The organism is Pseudonocardia sp. CA-107938 (assembly GCF_050936315.1).
Classification (GTDB): Bacteria; Actinomycetota; Actinomycetes; order Mycobacteriales; family Pseudonocardiaceae; genus Pseudonocardia.
This window is the reverse complement of record NZ_JBNJNA010000002.1, coordinates 55,638-75,439: the sequence shown is the minus strand read 5'-3', so window position 1 is coordinate 75,439 and position 19,802 is coordinate 55,638. Positions and strand designations below refer to the sequence as shown.

Here is a 19,802-nt window from a genome sequence, read left to right as displayed (position 1 = left end):
TTACGGTTCGGGAACCTGCTGCGCGGGCAGCTGTCCCGCCGCCATCCGCCGCGTCACCTCGCGCCGCAACCACAGCAGGAAGAGCCACACCGCCGCGAACACCAGCCCCATGACGCCCAGGGCCGGGACCAGCACGAACCCGGCCACGATCACCGCGACCTGCAGCACCAGCGCCACCGCGAGGCCCCACGACCGCCGCTGCAGTCCGGACGCGACGACCATGGCGACCGCCAGCCCACCGATCAACCCGAAGGCGGCACCCGACGGCGCGCCGCCGAACTTGGGCAGCACCAGCAGCGCCAGCCCGACGACGATCGCCTCCAGCACCAGCGTCATGGCGAAGACGCCGCGGATGCCCTTCATCGGGTCGGGCGCAGGTGCCTGCGTCACGAGGGTTCCTTGCCGTACAGCGTGCGCGCCTCGCCGGCCGTGACCACCGAACCGGTGATCACGACCCCGACCCCGGAGCCGCCGCTCTCCTCCGCCAGCTCGACGGCCTGCTCGACGGCCCGGGCGAGCTCGGTCTCGACGCTGACGCGCTGCGCACCGAACACCTCGCTCGCCAGTGCCCCCAGCTCGTCGGGATCCATGGCGCGGGGCGAGGAGTTGGTGGTGACCACCACCTCCTGCAGGACGGGCTCGAGCTCGGTGAGGATGCCGCGCACGTCCTTGTCGCCGAGCACCGCGAGCACGCCGACCAGCCGCTCGAACCGGAAGTCGGAGGTGAGCGCACCGGCGAGGGCACGGGCGCCGGCCGGGTTGTGGGCGGCGTCGGCGAACACGCTGGCCCGTCCCGGCTCGGACACGAGCCGCTCCAGCCGGCCGGGCGACCGCACCGACGCGAACGCGGCGCGGATCGCGTCGGGGTCGATCGGCTGCTGCGGCCCTGCCCCGACAAGCGCCTCCGCTGCGGCCAGCGCCAGCGCCGCGTTGCTCGCCTGGTACTCGCCGTGCAGCGGCAGGAAGATGTCGTCGACCTGGCCGCCGAGCCCCTGCAGGGACAGCCGCTGCCCGCCGACGGCGATCTCGCGCTCCCGCACGCCGAACTCCGCACCCTCGCGAGCCACCTGCGCATCGACCTCGACGCACCGCTCCACCAGCAGCTCGGCCACCTTGGTGTCCTGCGCGGCGAGCACGGCGACGGCACCCGGCTTGATGATCCCCGACTTCTCCCGCGCGATGGACAGCACGTCGGCGCCGAGGAACTTCACGTGGTCGATGCCGATCGGGGTGATCACCGCGACGTCGCCGTCGGCGACGTTGGTGGCGTCCCAGCTACCGCCCAGCCCCACCTCCAGCACCGCCGCCTCGACGGGCGCGTCGGCGAACGCCGCGAACCCCATCGCCGTGAGCACCTCGAACTTGCTCAGCAGGCCGATGCGCTGGTCGACCAGCTCCACGTACGGCAGGACGTCCCGGTAGAGCTCGACGAAGCGCTCCGCCGTGATCGGCCGGTTGTCGATGTTGATGCGCTCGGTGGTGCGCTGCAGCTGCGGGCTGGTGTAGCGACCGGTGCGCAGCCCGATCTCGGACAGGATCGCGTCGATCATGCGGGCCGTCGACGTCTTGCCGTTGGTGCCGGTCAGGTGCACCACGGGGTAGCCGCGGTGCGGGTCGCCCAGCAGCTCCACGACTGCGCGCATCTTCTCCAGCGACGGCTCCATGACCGTCTCCGGCCAGCGCTGGTCCAGCACCGCGTCGACGGCCAGGAACTCGGCGAACCCGGCCACCGTCGACTGCGCGGGCACCACGTCCGGGGTCTCGGCGCCGCGGATCTGGTCGAGGACGCGCGCGATCAGCGCGTCCTCGGGGTCCGGCAGCTCGCCCGTGCCCTCGGCGCCGGGCTCGGGTGCCTCGCTGAAACCGTCGTCCGGGCCGACGAGACCCTCTTCGTAGTCGTCGTCGTAGCCGTCCTCGCGCGGGCTCACGAGGGAAGCGCCGCCAGCCGGGCGTTGATCCGCTCGATGTCGGCCACCGCGGCGGCGTGCCGCGTGCGGATGCCGTCGACGATCGCGGGCGGTGCCTTCGCGATGAAGGCCTCGTTGCCCAGCTTCTTCTCCGCCTGCGCCAGCTCCTTCTCGGCGACGGCGAGGTCGCGGCCGAGCCGGGCCCGCTCGGCGGCCACGTCGATGGCGCCGGAGGTGTCGATCTCGACGTGCACGTTGCCGCCGGCGAGCCCGACCTCGACCGTGGCGGTGGCCGTGAAGGCCTCCCCCGGCTCGGTGAGCCGCACGAGCGACGCCACGGCGGAACGGTGCCCGCCGAGGCCCGCCTCGTCGAGCCCGACCAGTTTCGCCGCGACGCGCTTGTTGTCGGGCACCCGCTGCTCGGAGCGGAAGCGGCGGATCTCCGTGACCAGCCGCTGCAGGTCCTCGACGCGGGCGCTCGCGGCAGCGTCGACGGGCGCGCCGGGCTCCGTCGGCCAGGCCGCCACGACGACCGACTCGCCGCCGGTCAGCGCCTGCCACAGCGCCTCGGTGACGAACGGGATCATGGGGTGCAGCAGCCGCAGCAGCGCGTCGAGCACGTGCCCGAGCACCGCGCGGGTGCCCTCGGCGGTCGCGTCGTCGGCGAGCTGGTCCTTGGCCAGCTCCAGGTACCAGGAGCAGAACTCGTCCCACGTGAAGTGGTAGAGCCCCTCGGCGGCCTTCGCGAACTGGTAGTCGTCCAGCAGCGCGTCGGTCTCGGCCGCCACCTCGCGCAGCCGGCCCAGGATCCACGCGTCGGCATCGGTCGGGCGACTCGGCAGCGGCAGCTGCGCCGACGCCCCGTTGGCCAGCGCGAACCGGGTGGCGTTCCACAGCTTGGTGCCGAACGCGCGCGAGCCGGCGACCCAGTCCTCCGACAGCGACATGTCCGCGCCCGGGTTGGAGCCGCGCGCGATCGTGAACCGCAGCGCGTCGGCGCCGTAGGCGTCGATCAGCTCCAGGGGGTCCTTCACGTTGCCCTTGGACTTCGACATCTTCGCGCCGTGCTCGTCGCGGACGAGTCCGTGCAGGTAGACGTCGGTGAACGGGGAGCGCCCCGTCGCGTAGGTGCCGAACATCATCATCCGGACGACCCAGAAGAACAGGATGTCGTAGCCGGTGACCAGCACCGCGTTGGGGTAGTAGCGCTCCAGGTCGACCGTGGCGTCCGGCCAGCCCAGCGTGGAGAACGGGAACAGGCCCGACGAGAACCACGTGTCGAGCACGTCCTCGTCGCGGCGCCAGCCCTCGCCGCTCGGCGGCTCCTCGTCCGGTCCGACACACACGACCTCGCCGTCGGGGCCGTACCAGACCGGGATCCGGTGGCCCCACCACAGCTGCCGCGAGATGCACCAGTCGTGCATCGAGTCGACCCAGGAGAAGAACCGGGACGTCATCTCCTGCGGGTGGATCGTGGTCTCGCCCGAGCGGACCGCGTCGCCGGACGCCTTCGCGAGCGACTCCACCTTCACGAACCACTGCAGCGACAGGCGCGGCTCGATCACCACGCCGGTGCGCGAGTCGTGACCCACCGAGTGCTTGTACGGGCGGGTCTCGGCGACGATGCGGCCCTGCGCGCGCAGCTCCTCGCGGACGGCCTCGCGGGCGGCGAACCGGTCCATGCCGTCGAAGCGCGTGCCGGTGCCGGTGATCACGCCGGACTCGTCCATGATCGTGGGCATCGGCAGGTCGTGCCGGCGGCCGATCTCGAAGTCGTTCGGGTCGTGCGCCGGGGTCACCTTCACCGCGCCGGTGCCGAAGCTCGGGTCGACGTGGCTGTCCGCGACGACCGGGATGCGCCGGCCGACGATCGGCAGCTCGATCTCGCGGCCGACCAGGTGGGCGTAGCGCTCGTCGTCGGGGTGCACCGCGACGGCGGTGTCGCCGAGCATCGTCTCCACGCGGGTGGTGGCCACGACGATCGCGTCGTCCCCGTCGCCGTAGCGCATGGAGACGAGCTCGCCGTCGACCTCCTTGTGGTCGACCTCGATGTCGCTGATCGCGCTCTGCAGCGCCGGCGACCAGTTGACCATCCGCTCCGCGCGGTAGATCAGGCCGTCGTCGAACATGCGCTTGAAGATCGTGGTGACCGCGCGGGACAGGCCCTCGTCCAGGGTGAACCGCTCGCGCGACCAGTCGACGCCGTCGCCGAGGCGGGCCATCTGGCTCAGGATCTGGCCGCCCGACTCGGCCTTCCACTGCCACACGCGCTCGACGAACGCCTCCCGGCCCAGCTCACGCCGTCCCGGCTCGCCCGCCTCGGCCAGGCGACGCTCCACGACGCTCTGCGTGGCGATGCCGGCGTGGTCCATGCCCGGCAGCCACAGCGCGTCGTAGCCCTGCATGCGGCGGCGCCGCGTGAGGATGTCGATCAACGTGTGGTCCATGGCGTGCCCGTAGTGCAGGCTGCCGGTGACGTTGGGCGGCGGGATGACGATGCAGTACGGCTCCTTGCCGCTGCCCGGGTCGGCCGTGAAGTAGCCGGCCTCGACCCACCGCCGGTACATGCCGGCCTCTACCTCGCCCGGGTTCCACTGGGCGGGCAGCTCGGCAGTGCGTGGGGGGAGGGTCTCGGTCACTCCCCAAGTCTACGAGCGGGGCGGTTGCCACCTTCGTGCGGTGTTGGCCCGGCACGTCACACATCGCTGGGCCCGTTCACACATGTTCGGACGTGTGTGAACGGGCCCGGCCATGTGTGAGGTCGCCGGCTCAGCTCAGGTGGGCAGCAGGACGGCGTGCAGGCGGTCGAAGCCCAGGAGACCGGCCGTGGCCCTGGCGCGCACCGTGTCGCGCGGGACCTCCCGCACCTCGCCGCTGGTCGGCTCGTACACCCGCCACCCGGCCGGGCCGGCGCCCGTCGCCATCACGTAGTGGCGCGGGACGAACGTGCCGATGAGCAGCGGCACCGGGCGGCCGGCGGCCAGCGCGGCGTCGACGGCCGTGATGGCGTCGTCGACGTCGTCGGCGGACACGTCGTCGACGAGCCGGACGCGGTACGGGCCGGCGCCGGGGGCGTTGCGGCGCAGCCACGCCACCATCCCCCACGGCGAGGTGCCCAGCGCGGCCGGCCAGTACTTGGTGGACTCGCGGTGCACCTGCAGCTGCCGCACGTCGTAGCGGGCGCCGAACCCCAACGGGGCGGACCCGCCGGCGCCCGCGGCGGCCCGGCCGGTGCCGTCGAGGCGCTCCAGCTCGGCGGGCTCCGCCCACGCCGCGAGGGCGACCAGGACCGCGCTGCCGCAGGTGGTGCCGTCGACCTGGTCGAGCACGGCACCGCCGTGGCGCTGCGGGCCGAGCCGGTCGACGATCAGCGGGCGGCGCCCCACGGCGAGCAGCCGGACCGGCGGCACGGGCGTCGGCGCAGGACGGCGGCGGGCCGCCAACCGCTGCACGCTCCGCGCAATTCCACACACCGTCCGCATACGTCAATCCTGCATCGCGAACCGGCGGTGCGCCACGGAGCGCCGCCCGTACGGATGCTTAGGGTGGGCCTGGTGGACGGTATGACCGACGAGGTGCGCGCGTTCCTCACCGAAGGCACGCGGACGGGCAAGCTGGGCTGGACCGCGAAGGACGGGCGGCCGCTGGTGGCGCCCGTCTGGTTCGTGGTCGACGACGCGACCGGCGAGCTCGTGTTCACCACGTACGCGACCTCGGCGAAGGGCCGGGCACTGTCCCGCGATCCGCGGCTGTCGCTGTGCGTGGACGACAGCGTGCCGCCGTACGCCTACGTCCAGGTGCAGGGCACGGCCACGGTGGCCGAGAACCATCCGGATCTGCAGGAGTGGGCCACCCGCATCGGCACCCGCTACATGGGTGCCGAGCGCGGGGAGGAGTTCGGGAAGCGCAACGGCGTGGAGGGCGAGCTCCTGGTGCGGCTGTGCCCCGTGAAGGTGCTGGCGGACTTCGACGTCACGGGCTAGGAGCCCTCGACCGTCCAGTCCTCGGAGAGCTTCGCGACCTTCGCGACCAGGTCACGCGCGGCGACCTTGGGGTTGTCGGCGCGACCGACGGCGATCCCGACCAGGAACGCGGTGATGGGCGCTCCGGGGCGGCTGACGTTGTGGGCGACGTCGGCCGTGAGGTCGAGCACGGTGTCGACGATCGCGTCGTGGTCGACCGCGTCCTCGATGTCGAGTTCGGCGGCCACGGAGGCGACCCAGTCGTACAGGGCGGTCGCTTCGCTACTGGCAGGCATCCCAGAACGGTAGCCCCACGCGACGCCTCCCCGCCGCGCGTGGCCGCAGAGTGCGACAACCTTCACACGCTGCGGAGTGACCCGGGTCGCTCAGCCGAACAGCGCCGGGATCTTGATCAGCAGCTGGTAGAGGCCGTACCCGAACGGGACGAGCACCCACAGCCAGAGCAGCACCGCGAGCACCCACTGCCCGGGTCCCCACGTGGCGCTGGGCTTCTCCGACGCGCTCGCGGTCATGCGGACGCTCCTTCCGCGCGGGCTCCGGTCTGCTCCGGTTCGTGGAACCGGTGGTCGACCGGTTTGATCAGCTCGTTGCACACGAACGCGATCACGAGCAGCCCGATCATGATCGAGAACGACAGGGTGTACAGCGACGGGCCGGTCACCCCGGCGGCCTTCTGCGCGTCGGCGATCGCGTTGACGATGACGGGCCCCAGCACGCCGGCCGTCGACCACGCGGTGAGCAGCCGGCCGTGGATGGCGCCCACCTGGTAGGTGCCGAACAGGTCGCGCAGGTACGCGGGCACCGTGGCGAACCCGGCCCCGTAGAAGCTCAGGATGAACAGGCAGCACACCAGGAACAGCGGCTGGCTGGCGTTGGTCGTGAGCGTGATGGTCAGGTACAGCAGCGCGCCGACGCCCAAGTAGAAGCGGTACATGTTCTTGCGGCCCAACAGGTCCGAGGTCGAGGACCAGAGGATGCGGCCCAGCGAGTTGGCGAGCGACAGGATCGCCACGAAGCTCGCCGCCGCGGCGGCGACGGCCGCACCGCCGAAGAAGTCCTGGAAGATCGGCGCCGCCTTCTCCAGGATGCCGATGCCGGCGGTGACGTTGAAGCACAGCACCACCCACAGCAGCCAGAACTGCGGTGTCTTGATCGCGTTCGCCGCCGAGACGTTGCCCCGGCTGATCAGCACGCCCTGCTTCGCGGTGGCCGGATCCCAGCCCGTGGGCGACCAGCCGTCGGCCGGGACCCGGATGAGCAGCCAACCGACCGACATGAACACCGCGTAGATCAGGCCCATGACGATGAACGTCGTGCCGATCCCCGGGACGGACGGCGTGCTGCCGGTGGCGCCGAACGCGCCGAGGAGCTGGCTGGTCAGCGGCGAGGCGATCAGCGCACCGCCGCCGAAGCCCATGATGGCGATGCCGGTGGAGAGGCCCGGCCGGTCGGGGAACCACTTGATCAGCGTCGAGACCGGCGAGATGTAGCCGATGCCCAGCCCGATGCCGCCGACGAACCCGTAGCCGAGCACCACCAGCCAGTACTGGCCGAGGTACAGGCCGATGCCGGAGATCAGGAAGCCGGAGACGAAGCACGCCGACGACACGGCCATGGCCCATCGCGGCCCGTTCGCGTCGACCTTCGTGCCGAACAGCGCGGCCGAGAGGCCCAGCATGATGATGCCGAGCGTGAACGGCAGCGCGCTCGCCACGCCGGAGATCCCCAGCCCCTTCTCCAGCGGCGGCTTGAACACGCTCCACGCGTACGCCTGGCCGATCGCGAGGTGGATCGACAGCGCGGCAGGTGGGATCAGCCAGCGACTCCAGCCGGGCGAGGCGACGATCCGTTCACGGGACAGGAATCCGGCGGCCATGTAGTTGGTCCCCCTCGCGCGCACCGATGCGTCACTGATCAACGAAACCTAGACACAACACTTCGTCTGCGCAACGGCTTCCGAAGTGTCGAATCAGCGTAGGTGAGCGAAGTTTCACGGGGGTCTCAGGCGCAGTACCGCGCTGCCACCGTCGATGGCGGCCGGCACGATCCGCAGCTTCGGCAACGTGATCTGGCCGCCCAGCAGGACCGTGCTCTGAACCCGGCCGCCGCGCGCGGTGGTCGGGCACCGGGCGAGGTCGTCGCCACCGCACGACACGCGCAGGTCGCTGCCCACCGGCACCGTGAACTCGACGCGCAGTGCCTCGGGCAGCACGGCGGTGACCCGGAGCTCGCCGCCCGCGCCGAGCTGCGGATCGAGCGGGATCGTGACGGGACCGGGGACGGCCACCGCGCAGTCGCCGTCGCGGCAGGCGGCGAGGTCGCTGCCGTGCACCGCCTCCGGATGTGCCAGCCGCAGCACGGCCGAGCTACCGACGACCGCGCTGGACGTCATGGTGAGCGCGGGGAACCGCACGATGTAGCCGGCCGGTGCCCGCACCTCGACGACCTGCGGGTCGTCCGGTCCGGTGGCCTTGGACCGCACCGAGGCCGACGCGCAGTCGCCCACCGGGCAGTCGGAGTAGATCGTGGACGACCGCGACATCGTGGCCGTCACCGTCACCGCACCGCCGCCCACGGCCGTCACTTGCAGCGCCTGCGTGCCGTACCGCTCGTCGACGGGGATCCCCACGGGCCCGTCGACGCGGATCTCGCACGCACCGTCACGGCAGGCCTCGACGTTCGTGCCGTCGGCAGCAGGTGGCGGCGCGGGCGTGGTCGGCGCCGGGGCGGGCGGAGGCTCGGAGGCGCCGCACCCCGCGAGCCCGAACACCAGTACCACCAGCGCGACGCTGCGCAGGAGGCCGTGCACGGGCCTGGCTCAGGCGGAGCGCTCGCGCCGCTCGCGACGCGCGGGGGTGCGCGGCACGATCGTCGGGTTGACGTTGCTGCGCACGGTCTGCTCGGTGACGACCACCTTGGCCACGTCGTCGCGGCTCGGGATGTCGTACATCACGGGGAGGAGGACCTCCTCCATGATCGCCCGCAGGCCGCGGGCACCCGTGCCGCGCAGGATCGCCTGGTCGGCGACCGCCTCCATGGCGTCGTCGGTGAACTCGAGCTCGACGCCGTCCATCTCGAAGAGCTTCTGGTACTGCTTCACCAGCGCGTTGCGCGGCTCGGTGAGGATCTTGACCAGGGCTTCCTTGTCGAGCGACGTGACGGACGCGACGACCGGCAGCCGGCCGATGAACTCGGGGATCAGCCCGAACTTGATGAGGTCCTCCGGCATCGTGTCGGCGAAGCTCTCCGCCGACTCGACGTCGTTCTTCGACCGGATCTCCGCGCCGAAGCCGATGCCGCGGCGGCCGACCCGATCGCCGATGATCTTCTCCAGCCCGGCGAACGCGCCGGCCACGATGAACAGCACGTTCGTCGTGTCGATCTGGATGAACTCCTGGTGCGGGTGCTTGCGCCCACCCTGGGGCGGCACGCTCGCCGTGGTGCCCTCGAGGATCTTCAGCAGTGCCTGCTGCACGCCCTCGCCGGACACGTCGCGCGTGATCGACGGGTTCTCCGACTTGCGGGCGATCTTGTCGACCTCGTCGATGTAGATGATGCCCGTCTCGGCGCGCTTCACGTCGTAGTCGGCGGCCTGGATCAGCTTGAGGAGGATGTTCTCGACGTCCTCGCCGACGTAGCCGGCCTCCGTGAGCGCGGTGGCGTCGGCGATCGCGAACGGCACGTTCAGCAGCTTCGCCAGCGTCTGCGCGAGATAGGTCTTGCCGCATCCGGTGGGGCCCAGCATCAGGATGTTGGACTTCGCCAGCTCGACGGCGTCGCCGTCGCGGCCACCCTTGTCGCCGGCCTGGATGCGCTTGTAGTGGTTGTAGACGGCCACCGACAGCGTGCGCTTGGTCTGGCTCTGGCCGACCACGTACTGGTCGAGGAAGTCGTGGATCTCGGCGGGCTTGGGCAGCTCGTCGAGCTTGACCTCACCGGCCTCGGCCAGCTCCTCCTCGATGATCTCGTTGCAGAGATCGATGCACTCGTCGCAGATGTAGACGCCTGGACCGGCGATGAGTTTCTTGACCTGCTTCTGGCTCTTCCCGCAGAAGGAGCACTTGAGCAGGTCACCGCCGTCACCGATGCGTGCCATGAGTGCAGACCCCAGTCCCATCTGGCGCGCCCGTACGACGCGCCCTTGTGACGGTACCCGGTCGACGCGTCCCCGCGGGAGCACCAGCACCCCGGAGTTTCGGGTGACGCGCCGACCGGTCGAGCAGTTCCTGGCTTGTAGCTGGAGAACCGTAGACGATCAGACCGCGGAAAGCTTGCGGCTCTGGATGATCTCGTCGACGATCCCGTACTCCTTGGCCTCCTCGGCCGTGAGGATCTTCTCGCGTTCGATGTCGAGCCGCACGTCCTCGACCGGCCGACCGGTGTGCCGCGACAGCGTCGACTCCAGCAGCTGCCGGGTGCGCGACACCTCGTTGGCCTTGATCTCGAGGTCGGTGATCTGGGCGCGACGCGGCGAACCGCTGCGCGGCTGCCGGATCAGCACACGGGCGTTCGGCACGGTGAGCCGCTTGCCCGGCGCGCCGGCCGCGAGCAGCACCGCCGCCGTGGACACCGCCTGGCCGAGGCAGACCGTGCGGATGTCGGGCCGCACGTACTGCATCGTGTCGTAGACCGCGGTGAGCGAGTAGATGTCGTCGGCGTACTCGTCGTTGGGGCCCGAACCCGGCGAGTTGATGTACATCGTGATCTCGCGGTCGGGGTCGAGCGACTCCAGCACGAGCAGCTGCGCCATCAGCTGGTCGGCGGCCTCGCCGACGATCGTGCCGCCGACGAAGATGATGCGCTCCTCGAACAGCTTCGCGATCGGCGTCATCGTGCGCACGCCGTAGTTGGTGCGCTCCTCGAACTGCACGTTGTAGACCGACTGCGGGTTCAGACCCGGCTGGTACATAGCGCGGAATGAATCGTCCATCGTCACGACGCTCCGTTCGTGCTGCCATTGGTCGAGTCGACGCCCTCGAATCCGCGGGCGAACTGACCGATCGGGATGATCGCGTCGATCAGGCCGTAGTCCTTGGCCTCCTGCGCGGTGAACCAGCGGTCGCGGTCGGAGTCGCGGATGATGGTCTCGACCGTCTGGCCGCTCTGCCGGGCGGTCAGCTCCGCGAGGTCCTTGTTGATGCGGGTGAGCCGCTTCGCCTGGATGACGATGTCGGACTCGTCGCCACCGACGCCCGCCGAGCCCTGGTGCATCAGCACCTCGGCGTGGGGCAGCGCCAGCCGCTTGCCCGGCGCGCCCGACGTGAGCAGCACCTGCCCCATCGAGGCGGCCATGCCCATCGCGACCGTCTGCACGTCCGGCTTGATCCACTGCATCGTGTCGTAGATCGCCATGCCCGCCGTCACCGACCCGCCGGGCGAGTTGATGTACAGCATGATGTCGCGGTCGGAGTCCTCCGCCGCGAGCAGCAGCAGCTGCGCGCAGATCCGGTTGGCGATGTCGTCGTCGACCTCCTGGCCCAGCACGATGATGCGCTGCTGCAGGAGCCGCTCGTACACCGAGTCCGACAATCCCATGGCGACCCCGGAACCGCTGCGCGACAACGGGGACCCGACCCGACGATTCACCTGATCCCTCACTTCACCCTGCTTTCGCCGATCACTCGGTAAGCCCCTGTCACGTTTCCAGACCCTACGCGGAAACCGGCCGATGACGGGCCGCACACCCGGGTTGTTCGCTCTGGGCGTGCGAACCCGTCGCGCACCGGCCCGGAGATCAGGCCGAGCCCGTGCTCGACGCGGCCGGCTCCTCGGTGGACTCCTCGGCCTCGGTCTCGGCCTCGGTCTCGGTCCCCGCCTGCGCCGCCTCGTCCTCGTCCGTCCCGAGGAACTCCGACATGTCGATCGCCGCGCCGGCCGAGTCGGTGACCGTGGCCTCGCGGACGGCGAGCATCAGCGCCTTGGAGCGCCGCGCGTCCGCGTAGAGCACGCCCAGCTGCTGCGCCTCCTGCAGCCGGCGCACGAACTCCTCCGGCGCCAGTCCGTACTGCTGGGCCTGGAAGACGATGCGCTCGGTCAGCTCCTGCTCGGAGACGGTGACCTCCTGGGCGTCGGCCAGCGCGTCGAGCACGAGGCGGGTGCGGACCGACTTCTCGGCCTCGGCGCGGGTCTCGGTGTCGAACTCCTCGCGGGAGCTGCCCTGCTCGACCAGCGACTCGGCGAACTTGTCCTCGTCGTGGTCGAACGGGTGCACCGCGTCGTGCACGGCGTTGTCGACCTCGGCCTGCACGATGCCCTCGGGAAGCGGCACCTCGGTGGCCTCGACGAGCGCGTCCAGCACCTTGTCGCGGGCCGCCGTGACCTGCTCCATACGCCGCACGCGGCCGAGCCGGGTGCGCAGGTCCTCGGTCAGCTCGTCGAGCGTGTCGAACTCGCTGGCCAGCTGCGCGAACTCGTCGTCGGCGTCGGGGAGGTGGCGCTCCTTCACCGCGGTGACCTTGACGGTGACCTCGGCGTCCTGGCCCTCGAACTCGCCGGCGACCAGCTTGGTGGTGAAGACCTTCTCCTCGCCGGCGGACAGGCCCGTGATGGCCTCGTCGATGCCGTCGATGAGCCCGCCCTGGCCGACCTGGTAGGAGAAGCCGGTGGTCTGGGCCTCCTCGACGGGCTTGCCGTCGACGGTGGCGGAGAGGTCGATCAGCACGAAGTCGTCCTTCGCGGCCGGCCGGTCGACCCCGGTGAGGGTGCCGAAGCGGGCGCGCAGGTTGTCGAGCTGCTCGGTGACGTCGGCCTCGTCGAGCTCGACGTCGTCGACCGACACCACGATCGACTTCAGGTCCGGCAGCGCGATCTCCGGGCGCACATCCACCTCCGCGGTGAACGCGATGCGCTCGCCGTCGGCGATCTCGGTGACCTCGATCTCCGGGCGGCCCAGCGGCTGCACCTTCTCCGCGGAGGCGGTGACGGCCTCCTCGTAGCTGCGCGGGATGGCGGCGTTGACGACCTCGTCGAGGATCGGGCCGCGACCGACGCGCGCCTCGATGACCCGCGCGGGCACCTTGCCCTTGCGGAAGCCCTTGACCTGGACCTGGTTGGCGAGCGAGCGGTACGCGCGGTCGAAGTCGGACTTGAGCTCGTCGAACGGCACCTCGACGTTGATGCGGACCCGGGTCGGGCTCAGCCGCTCGACGGTGCTCTTCACTGCGTACTCCTCGATCGGTGGAACTGGTGGAACGTGCGACGGCGGCCGGGCGCCGCACCGGCTCCCGCGCCGCTCGCCACCGGCGGGCGATCTGGCTCGTCGCCGCGGTCGGCGCAAGCCCTGCGAGCAGGGCCGGCAGGCGCACGGCCGGGCCCGTCGAGTCTAGGCGGTGCGCGCGCGAGCGGTCGGGCGGCCCACGCTCGCCCCGCTCACGCACACCTCCGCGCGCCCGCGCACACGTTCGACGCTGTGCGTGAGCGCCCGACGGTGTGCGTGAGCGGGGCCACGTGGTCCAGGTCATGCCGGACTACCCGATCGGCGGTGTCCCGCAATGTGAACGGGAGGTTGCGCTGGTCACTCCCGTTCCGTCTGGCGGATTCCGGCTACCGCATGCGACATTGTGCGACGGAAGACCGCACCCACTGACGCGTGCGCACTGCACTCAGCACCACAGCCCGGCCGACGCCCACCACGGCTCCGGTCGTCGTGCCGGCGTCCGCGGCCACAAACCCTCGGCCCTTCGGCACTGCGCGCTGCTCCGATGCGTCCTTCGACGGGCGCCCGGACAGCTTAGTCACGTACCCTCTCTCCACTTTCAGCAGCGTCGTCCCGATGCCTTGAGGTCGGGGTGCACCGAGACGACAGGAGGTCACTCTTGGCTGAGACGAACCACGGGACCGGTCCTGCCAGTGTCCCGCTCCCCCCGTCGGCCGGTGGGCTCTACTCTCCCGAGTTCGAGCACGACGCCTGCGGTGTCGCGATGGTGGCCGACCTGAAGGGCCGCCGCTCCCACGACATCGTCCGCAAGGCGATCACGGCCCTGCTCCGGCTGGAGCACCGCGGTGCCCGCGGCGCCGAGGACAACACCGGTGACGGCGCCGGCATCCTGCTCCAGATCCCGGACGAGTTCTTCCGGGCGGTCGTCGACTTCGACCTGCCCGCCGCCGGCGCGTACGCGGCCGGCATCGCGTTCCTGCCCGTCGACGTGGCGAAGGCCGACGCCGCGGTCGCGGAGATCGACCGCATCGCCGACGAGGAGGGTCTCGTCGTGCTGGGCTGGCGCGAGCTGCCCACCGACGTCGAGGCGGCCGACCTGGGCCCGACGGCCCGCGCGGCCATGCCGGCGTTCCGCCAGCTGTTCGTCGCGGGCAAGGCCGGCGAGACCGGCATCGAGCTGGAGCGGCGCACGTTCTGCCTGCGCAAGCGGGCCGACCACGCCACCGGCACCTACTTCCCGAGCCTGTCGCCGCGCACCATCGTCTACAAGGGGATGCTGGCCGAGCCGCAGGTCGAGGCGTTCTACCCGGACCTCGCCGACGAGCGGGTGACCAGCGCGCTGGCCGTCGTGCACTCGCGGTTCTCCACCAACACGTTCCCGGCGTGGCCGCTCGCGCACCCGTACCGCTACGTGGCGCACAACGGGGAGATCAACACGCTGCGCGGCAACCGCAACTGGATGGCGTCCCGCGAGGCGCTGCTGGAGAGCGACCTGATCCCGGGCGACCTGGCTCGGCTCTCCCCCATCGTCACCCCGGACGCGAGCGACTCCGCCACGTTCGACGAGGTGCTGGAGCTGCTGCACCTGGGCGGGCGCAGCCTGCCGCACGCGGTGCTGATGATGATCCCGGAGGCGTGGGAGAACCACACCGAGATGGACCCGGCCCGCCGGGCCTTCTACGAGTTCCACTCCACCCTCATGGAGCCGTGGGACGGGCCCGCGCTCGTCTGCTTCACCGACGGCACCCAGATCGGCGCGGTGCTCGACCGCAACGGCCTGCGCCCGGCCCGCTACTGGATCACCGAGGACGGCACGGTCGTGCTCGCGTCCGAGGTGGGCGTGCTGGACGTGGCGCCGAACCAGGTGGTGCGCAAGGGCCGGCTGGAGCCGGGCCGCATGTTCCTGGTGGACACCGACGCCGGCAAGGTCGTCGACGACGCCGAGATCAAGGGCGCGCTGTCGGCGGAGCACCCGTACGCCGACTGGCTGCACGCCGGGCTCATCCACCTGCGCGACCTGCCGGAGCGGGAGCGCGAGATCCCCGGGCACTCCGCGCTGGAGCTGCGCCAGCAGGCGTTCGGCTACACGGAGGAGGAGCTGTCGGTCCTGCTCAAGCCGATGGCGGCCACCGGCGCCGAGCCGATCGGCTCCATGGGCAACGACGCGCCGATCGCGGCGATCTCGGAGCGCCCGCGGCAGCTCTACGACTACTTCATCCAGCTGTTCGCCCAGGTCACCAACCCGCCACTGGACGCGATCCGCGAGGAGCTGGTCACGGCGCTGACCAGCCAGCTGGGGCCGGAGCAGAACCTGCTCGACGCGTCGCCGGCGAGCTGTCGCACGATCGTGCTGCCGTTCCCGGTGCTGGGCAACGACGACCTCGCCAAGATCGTCCACATCAACGACGACGGCGACAAGCCGGGCTTCACCGCCGTCACCGCCATGGGCACCTTCCGCGCGGCCGAGGGCGGCGCGGGCCTCAAGCGGCGCCTCGACGAGATCTGCACGCAGGTGTCGGAGGCCATCGAGGACGGCGCCCGGCTGATCCTGCTGTCCAACCGCGGCGTCACGAAGGACCTGGCGCCGATCCCGTCGCTGCTGCTCGTCGGCGCGGTGCACCAGCACCTCGTGCGGGAGCGGAAGCGCAGCCGGGTCGGGTTGGTCGTCGAGTCCGGCGACGCCCGCGAGGTGCACCACATCGCGCTGCTGCTCGGCTTCGGCGCGGCCGCGGTCAACCCGTACATGGCGATGGCCACCGTCGAGGACATGGCGCTGCGCGGCGACATCCCCGGCGTCGACCCGGCTACGGCGGCGAAGAACCTGGTCAAGGCGCTCGGCAAGGGCGTGCGCAAGACCATGTCGAAGATGGGCGTCTCGACGGTCGCGTCGTACACCGGCGCGCAGATCTTCGAGGCCATCGGGCTGGGCCAGGAGGTCATCGACACCTGCTTCACCGGCACCACGTCCCGCCTCGGCGGCGTCGGCTTCGACGTGCTCGCCGAGGAGGTGCTCAAGCACCACCGCCGCGCGTTCCCGCCCGACGGCGTGCGCCCCAACCACCGCGCGCTCACCGTGGGCGGCGAGTACCAGTGGCGGCGCGAGGGCGAGCTGCACCTGTTCAACCCGCAGACCGTCTTCAAGCTGCAGCACTCCACCCGGCAGGGCCGGTACGAGATCTTCAAGGAGTACACGAAGGCCGTCGACGAGCAGGCGCACCGGCTGATGACGCTGCGCGGGCTCTTCCGGTTCAAGGAGGGCGTGCGCCCGCCGGTGCCGGTGGACGAGGTGGAGTCGGTCGAGGACATCGTGAAGCGGTTCTCCACCGGCGCGATCTCCTACGGCTCCATCTCCAAGGAGATGCACGAGACGCTGGCCATCGCCATGAACCGGCTCGGCGCCCGCTCCAACACGGGCGAGGGCGGTGAGGACGCCGACCGGTTCACCCCGGACAAGAACGGCGACTCCCGGCGCAGCGCCATCAAGCAGGTGGCGTCCGGCCGGTTCGGCGTCACCAGCGAGTACCTGGTCAACGCCGACGACCTGCAGATCAAGATCGCGCAGGGCGCCAAGCCCGGCGAGGGTGGTCAGCTGCCGGGCGCGAAGGTCTACCCGTGGATCGCGAAGACCCGCTACTCCACGCCCGGCGTGGGGCTGATCTCCCCGCCGCCGCACCACGACATCTACTCGATCGAGGACATCAAGCAGCTCATCCACGACCTGAAGAACGCCAACCCGCGCGCCCGCATCCACGTGAAGCTGGTCAGCCAGGTCGGCGTCGGCACGGTCGCGGCGGGCGTGGCGAAGGCGTACTCCGACGTCGTGCTCATCTCGGGCCATGACGGCGGCACGGGCGCGTCGCCGCTGTCGTCGATCAAGCACGCGGGCGGCCCGTGGGAGCTGGGTCTGGCCGAGACGCAGCAGACGCTGCTCGCCAACAACCTGCGCGACCGCATCGTCGTGCAGACGGACGGGCAGCTGAAGACCGGCCGCGACGTGGTCATCGCCGCGCTGCTGGGCGCCGAGGAGTTCGGCTTCGCCACCGCGCCGCTGGTGGTGTCGGGCTGCATCATGATGCGGGTCTGCCACCTCGACACCTGCCCGGTCGGCGTCGCGACGCAGAACCCGGAGCTGCGCGCCCGGTTCGACGGGCGGCCCGAGTACGTCGTGAACTTCATGCGCTTCATCGCGCAGGAGGTCCGCGAGTACCTGGCGGCGCTCGGGTTCCGCTCGATCGCCGAGGCCGTCGGGCACGCGGAGGTGCTCGACACCGACGACGCCGTCCGGCACTGGAAGACCCAGGGCCTGGACCTGCGGCCGATCTTCACGATGCCGGAGCTGCCGCCGGGCACCGCGCGGCTGCGCACCCGCAGCCAGGACCACGGCCTGGAGAAGGCGCTGGACAACACGCTGATCCAGCTGTCGGAGGGCGCATTGTCGTCCGGCGACAAGGTGCGGCTGGACCTGCCGGTCCGCAACGTCAACCGCACCGTCGGCACGATGCTCGGCTACGAGCTCACCAAGCGGTGGGGCGGCGACGGCCTGCCCGACGACACGATCGACGTCACGTTCACCGGCTCGGCCGGGCAGAGCTTCGGCGCGTTCGTGCCCAAGGGCATCACGCTGCGCCTGGTCGGCGACACCAACGACTACTTCGGCAAGGGCCTGTCCGGTGGGCGGCTCACGCTGCGGCCCGACCCGTCGGCGCCGTTCACGGCCGAGGAGAACGTGATCGCCGGCAACGTCATCCTGTACGGCGCCACGTCCGGCGAGATCTTCGTCCGGGGCGTGGTCGGCGAGCGGTTCTGCGTGCGCAACTCCGGCGCGCTGGCCGTCGTCGAGGGCGTGGGCGACCACGGCTGCGAGTACATGACCGGCGGGCGCGTGGTCGTGCTGGGCAAGATCGGCCGCAACTTCGCGGCCGGCATGTCCGGCGGCATCGCCTACGTGCTCGACGCGCCGCGCGGCCGCGTCAACCCGGAGATGGTCGACATCGACCCGCTCGACGACGACGACCGCGCGTTCCTGCGCGACGCCGTCGAGCGGCACTACGCCGAGACCGAGTCGGCCGTGGCGAAGCGCCTGCTCACCGAGTGGGACGAGTCGGTCGGCCGCTTCGCGAAGATCATGCCCAAGGACTACAAGCGCGTCCTGCAGGCGCAGGCCACCGCCGAGGCGGAGGGCCGCGACGTCGACGCCGCGATCATGGAGGCCGCTCATGGGTGACCCGAAGGGCTTCCTGACGACCCCCCGTCAGGGCCCGACCCGCCGCCCCGTCGACCTGAGACTCCTGGACTGGAAAGAGGTCTACGAGGACTTCTCCCGCGACACCCTGGAGAAGCAGGCCGGCCGCTGCATGAACTGCGGCATCCCGTTCTGCCACCAGGGCTGCCCGCTGGGCAACCTCATCCCGGAGTGGAACGACCTCGTCTACCGGAAGGACTGGCGCACGGCGTCGGAGCGGTTGCACGCCACGAACAACTTCCCGGAGTTCACCGGCACGCTCTGCCCCGCACCCTGCGAGGCGGCCTGCGTGCTGGCCATCAACGACGACGCCGTCACGATCAAGCAGGTCGAGATCGAGATCATCGACCGGGCGTGGGACGAGGGCTGGGTCACCCCGCAGAAGCCGGTCACGAAGACCGGCAAGAAGGTGGCCGTCGTCGGCTCCGGGCCGGCCGGGCTCGCCGCCGCGCAGCAGCTCACCCGGGTCGGGCACGACGTCGTCGTGTTCGAGCGGGCCGACCGAATCGGCGGGCTGCTGCGCTACGGCATCCCCGAGTTCAAGATGGAGAAGTCGCGGCTCGACCGTCGGCTCACGCAGATGCGCGAGGAGGGCACGCTCTTCCGCGCGTCCGTCGACGTCGGCACCGACATCACCGCCGAGCAGCTGCGGGCCGACTTCGACGCCGTCGTGCTGGCCGGCGGGGCCACCGCGTGGCGCGACCTGCCGGCCAAGGGCCGCGAGGTCGAGGGCGTCTACCAGGCGATGGAGTTCCTGCCGTGGGCCAACCACGTGCAGCAGGGCGACATCGATGCGCCGCCCATCTCGGCAGAGGGCAAGCACGTGGTGATCATCGGCGGTGGCGACACCGGCGCCGACTGCCTCGGCACCTCGCACCGGCAGGGCGCCGCGTCGGTCACGCAGCTGGAGATCATGCCGACGCCGCCGGAGAAGCGCACCGCCGGCATGCCGTGGCCGACGTACCCGATGGTCTACCGCGTCTCCTCCGCGCACGAGGAGGGCGGGGAGCGGCTGTTCTCGGTCAACACCACCGAGTTCCTCGCCGACGACGAGGGCAAGCTGCGCGCCATCCGCATCGTCGAGGTGCAGCGCGACGCCGACGGCCGGTTCGTCCCCATCGAGGGCACCGAGCAGGAGCTGCCCGCGCAGCTCGTCCTGCTCGCGATGGGCTTCGTCGGGCCGGAGAAGGGCAAGCTGCTGACCGACCTGGGCGTCGAGATCGACGGGCGCGGCAACGTCGCGCGCGACGAGCAGTTCATGACCTCCGTCGACGGCGTGTTCTCGGCCGGTGACATGGGCCGTGGCCAGTCACTGATCGTGTGGGCGATCGCCGAGGGCCGCGCGGCGGCGGCCGGGGTGGACGCCTACCTGACCGGGCGGACGGTCCTGCCGCGGCCGATCGAGCCGACGGACCGGCCGATCGCGTAGGTCGCCGGTCGACGTCACAGCCCCGCCGGGCGCTTTCCGGCGGGGCTGCGTCGTCCGGCCAGGGTTCCGGGGCACACCGCCATAT

Annotated in this window: 15 protein-coding genes; 3 read left to right on the top strand and 12 right to left on the bottom strand. The window is 71.1% G+C overall.

The genetic code is table 11. From position 1 onward, the window contains the following. The 4 genes from ACQEVB_RS33135 to ACQEVB_RS33120 all read right to left on the bottom strand — a co-directional run bounded on the left by ACQEVB_RS33135 (position 1) and on the right by ACQEVB_RS33120 (position 5,359). On the bottom strand, positions 1 to 390 hold the full coding sequence (locus ACQEVB_RS33135) for a DUF4233 domain-containing protein (protein WP_432981019.1): 390 nt from the start codon (positions 388 to 390) through the stop codon (positions 1 to 3). Beyond that, positions 387 to 1,928 (bottom strand): bifunctional folylpolyglutamate synthase/dihydrofolate synthase, encoded by a 1,542-nt coding sequence (locus ACQEVB_RS33130; protein WP_432981016.1) that lies wholly within the window; start codon positions 1,926 to 1,928, stop codon positions 387 to 389. Before ACQEVB_RS33130 ends, ACQEVB_RS33135 begins: the two co-directional genes overlap by 4 nt. After that, a complete protein-coding gene (locus tag ACQEVB_RS33125; protein WP_432981013.1) occupies positions 1,925 to 4,546 on the bottom strand; it encodes a valine--tRNA ligase in 2,622 nt (873 codons plus the stop codon). The genes ACQEVB_RS33130 and ACQEVB_RS33125 overlap by 4 nt, the downstream gene beginning before the upstream one ends. A 135-nt stretch (positions 4,547 to 4,681) precedes the next feature. Next, positions 4,682 to 5,359: a hypothetical protein gene (locus ACQEVB_RS33120; RefSeq protein WP_432981010.1), complete on the bottom strand. Its 678-nt coding sequence runs from the start codon at positions 5,357 to 5,359 to the stop codon at positions 4,682 to 4,684. A gap of 111 nt (positions 5,360 to 5,470) precedes the next feature. Here ACQEVB_RS33120 and ACQEVB_RS33115 point away from each other — a divergent pair, with 111 nt between their 5' ends. Continuing rightward, positions 5,471 to 5,890 carry a PPOX class F420-dependent oxidoreductase gene (locus ACQEVB_RS33115; RefSeq protein ID WP_432985411.1) on the top strand — a complete coding sequence of 140 codons (420 nt, stop codon included), beginning with the start codon at positions 5,471 to 5,473 and terminating at the stop codon, positions 5,888 to 5,890. Here the strand turns inward: ACQEVB_RS33115 and ACQEVB_RS33110 are convergent. From ACQEVB_RS33110 to tig, 8 genes are all read right to left on the bottom strand, one after another. Beyond that, positions 5,887 to 6,165 (bottom strand): DUF6457 domain-containing protein, encoded by a 279-nt coding sequence (locus tag ACQEVB_RS33110; RefSeq protein ID WP_432981007.1) that lies wholly within the window; start codon positions 6,163 to 6,165, stop codon positions 5,887 to 5,889. The two genes, ACQEVB_RS33115 and ACQEVB_RS33110, sit on opposite strands and share 4 nt — an antisense overlap. 90 nt (positions 6,166 to 6,255) lie before the next feature. Beyond that, positions 6,256 to 6,402 carry an MFS transporter small subunit gene (locus tag ACQEVB_RS33105; protein ID WP_432981004.1) on the bottom strand — a complete coding sequence of 49 codons (147 nt, stop codon included), beginning with the start codon at positions 6,400 to 6,402 and terminating at the stop codon, positions 6,256 to 6,258. Next, a complete protein-coding gene (locus ACQEVB_RS33100) occupies positions 6,399 to 7,766 on the bottom strand; it encodes an OFA family MFS transporter (RefSeq protein ID WP_432981002.1) in 1,368 nt (455 codons plus the stop codon). The genes ACQEVB_RS33105 and ACQEVB_RS33100 overlap by 4 nt, the downstream gene beginning before the upstream one ends. Before the next feature lie 114 nt (positions 7,767 to 7,880). After that, positions 7,881 to 8,699, bottom strand: coding sequence for a hypothetical protein (locus ACQEVB_RS33095; RefSeq protein ID WP_432980999.1), 819 nt, complete (start codon positions 8,697 to 8,699; stop codon positions 7,881 to 7,883). 9 nt (positions 8,700 to 8,708) lie between these two features. Next, positions 8,709 to 9,986, bottom strand: a complete 1,278-nt coding sequence (gene clpX, locus ACQEVB_RS33090) for an ATP-dependent Clp protease ATP-binding subunit ClpX (RefSeq protein WP_432980996.1) — start codon at positions 9,984 to 9,986, stop codon at positions 8,709 to 8,711. Between the two features lie 159 nt (positions 9,987 to 10,145). Beyond that, the gene (locus ACQEVB_RS33085; RefSeq protein ID WP_432980993.1) at positions 10,146 to 10,820 is read right to left on the bottom strand and encodes an ATP-dependent Clp protease proteolytic subunit; all 675 of its coding nucleotides are present in this window, start codon (positions 10,818 to 10,820) and stop codon (positions 10,146 to 10,148) included. Positions 10,821 to 10,822: 2 nt separating this feature from the next. Further along, the gene (locus ACQEVB_RS33080) at positions 10,823 to 11,425 is read right to left on the bottom strand and encodes an ATP-dependent Clp protease proteolytic subunit (protein ID WP_432980990.1); all 603 of its coding nucleotides are present in this window, start codon (positions 11,423 to 11,425) and stop codon (positions 10,823 to 10,825) included. A gap of 199 nt (positions 11,426 to 11,624) precedes the next feature. Next, positions 11,625 to 13,049, bottom strand: coding sequence for a trigger factor (gene tig, locus ACQEVB_RS33075; RefSeq protein ID WP_432980987.1), 1,425 nt, complete (start codon positions 13,047 to 13,049; stop codon positions 11,625 to 11,627). Positions 13,050 to 13,704: 655 nt separating this feature from the next. Between tig and gltB the strand changes: the two genes are divergently transcribed. Together gltB and ACQEVB_RS33065 are read left to right on the top strand one after the other, a co-directional pair. After that, positions 13,705 to 18,270 (top strand): glutamate synthase large subunit, encoded by a 4,566-nt coding sequence (gltB, locus tag ACQEVB_RS33070; protein WP_432980984.1) that lies wholly within the window; start codon positions 13,705 to 13,707, stop codon positions 18,268 to 18,270. Then, positions 18,263 to 19,717 (top strand): glutamate synthase subunit beta, encoded by a 1,455-nt coding sequence (locus ACQEVB_RS33065; protein ID WP_432980981.1) that lies wholly within the window; start codon positions 18,263 to 18,265, stop codon positions 19,715 to 19,717. Before gltB ends, ACQEVB_RS33065 begins: the two co-directional genes overlap by 8 nt. Positions 19,718 to 19,802 lie beyond the last annotated feature (85 nt).

Coding starts and splice junctions, on each gene's coding strand:
- clpX (WP_432980996.1), bottom strand. CDS start 9,986: ATGGCACGCATCGGTGACGGCGGTGACCTGCTCAAGTGCTCCTTCTGC.
- ACQEVB_RS33085 (WP_432980993.1), bottom strand. CDS start 10,820: ATGGACGATTCATTCCGCGCTATGTACCAGCCGGGTCTGAACCCGCAG.
- ACQEVB_RS33105 (WP_432981004.1), bottom strand. CDS start 6,402: ATGACCGCGAGCGCGTCGGAGAAGCCCAGCGCCACGTGGGGACCCGGG.
- ACQEVB_RS33065 (WP_432980981.1), top strand. CDS start 18,263: ATGGGTGACCCGAAGGGCTTCCTGACGACCCCCCGTCAGGGCCCGACC.
- ACQEVB_RS33115 (WP_432985411.1), top strand. CDS start 5,471: ATGACCGACGAGGTGCGCGCGTTCCTCACCGAAGGCACGCGGACGGGC.
- ACQEVB_RS33110 (WP_432981007.1), bottom strand. CDS start 6,165: ATGCCTGCCAGTAGCGAAGCGACCGCCCTGTACGACTGGGTCGCCTCC.
- ACQEVB_RS33100 (WP_432981002.1), bottom strand. CDS start 7,766: ATGGCCGCCGGATTCCTGTCCCGTGAACGGATCGTCGCCTCGCCCGGC.
- ACQEVB_RS33080 (WP_432980990.1), bottom strand. CDS start 11,425: ATGGGATTGTCGGACTCGGTGTACGAGCGGCTCCTGCAGCAGCGCATC.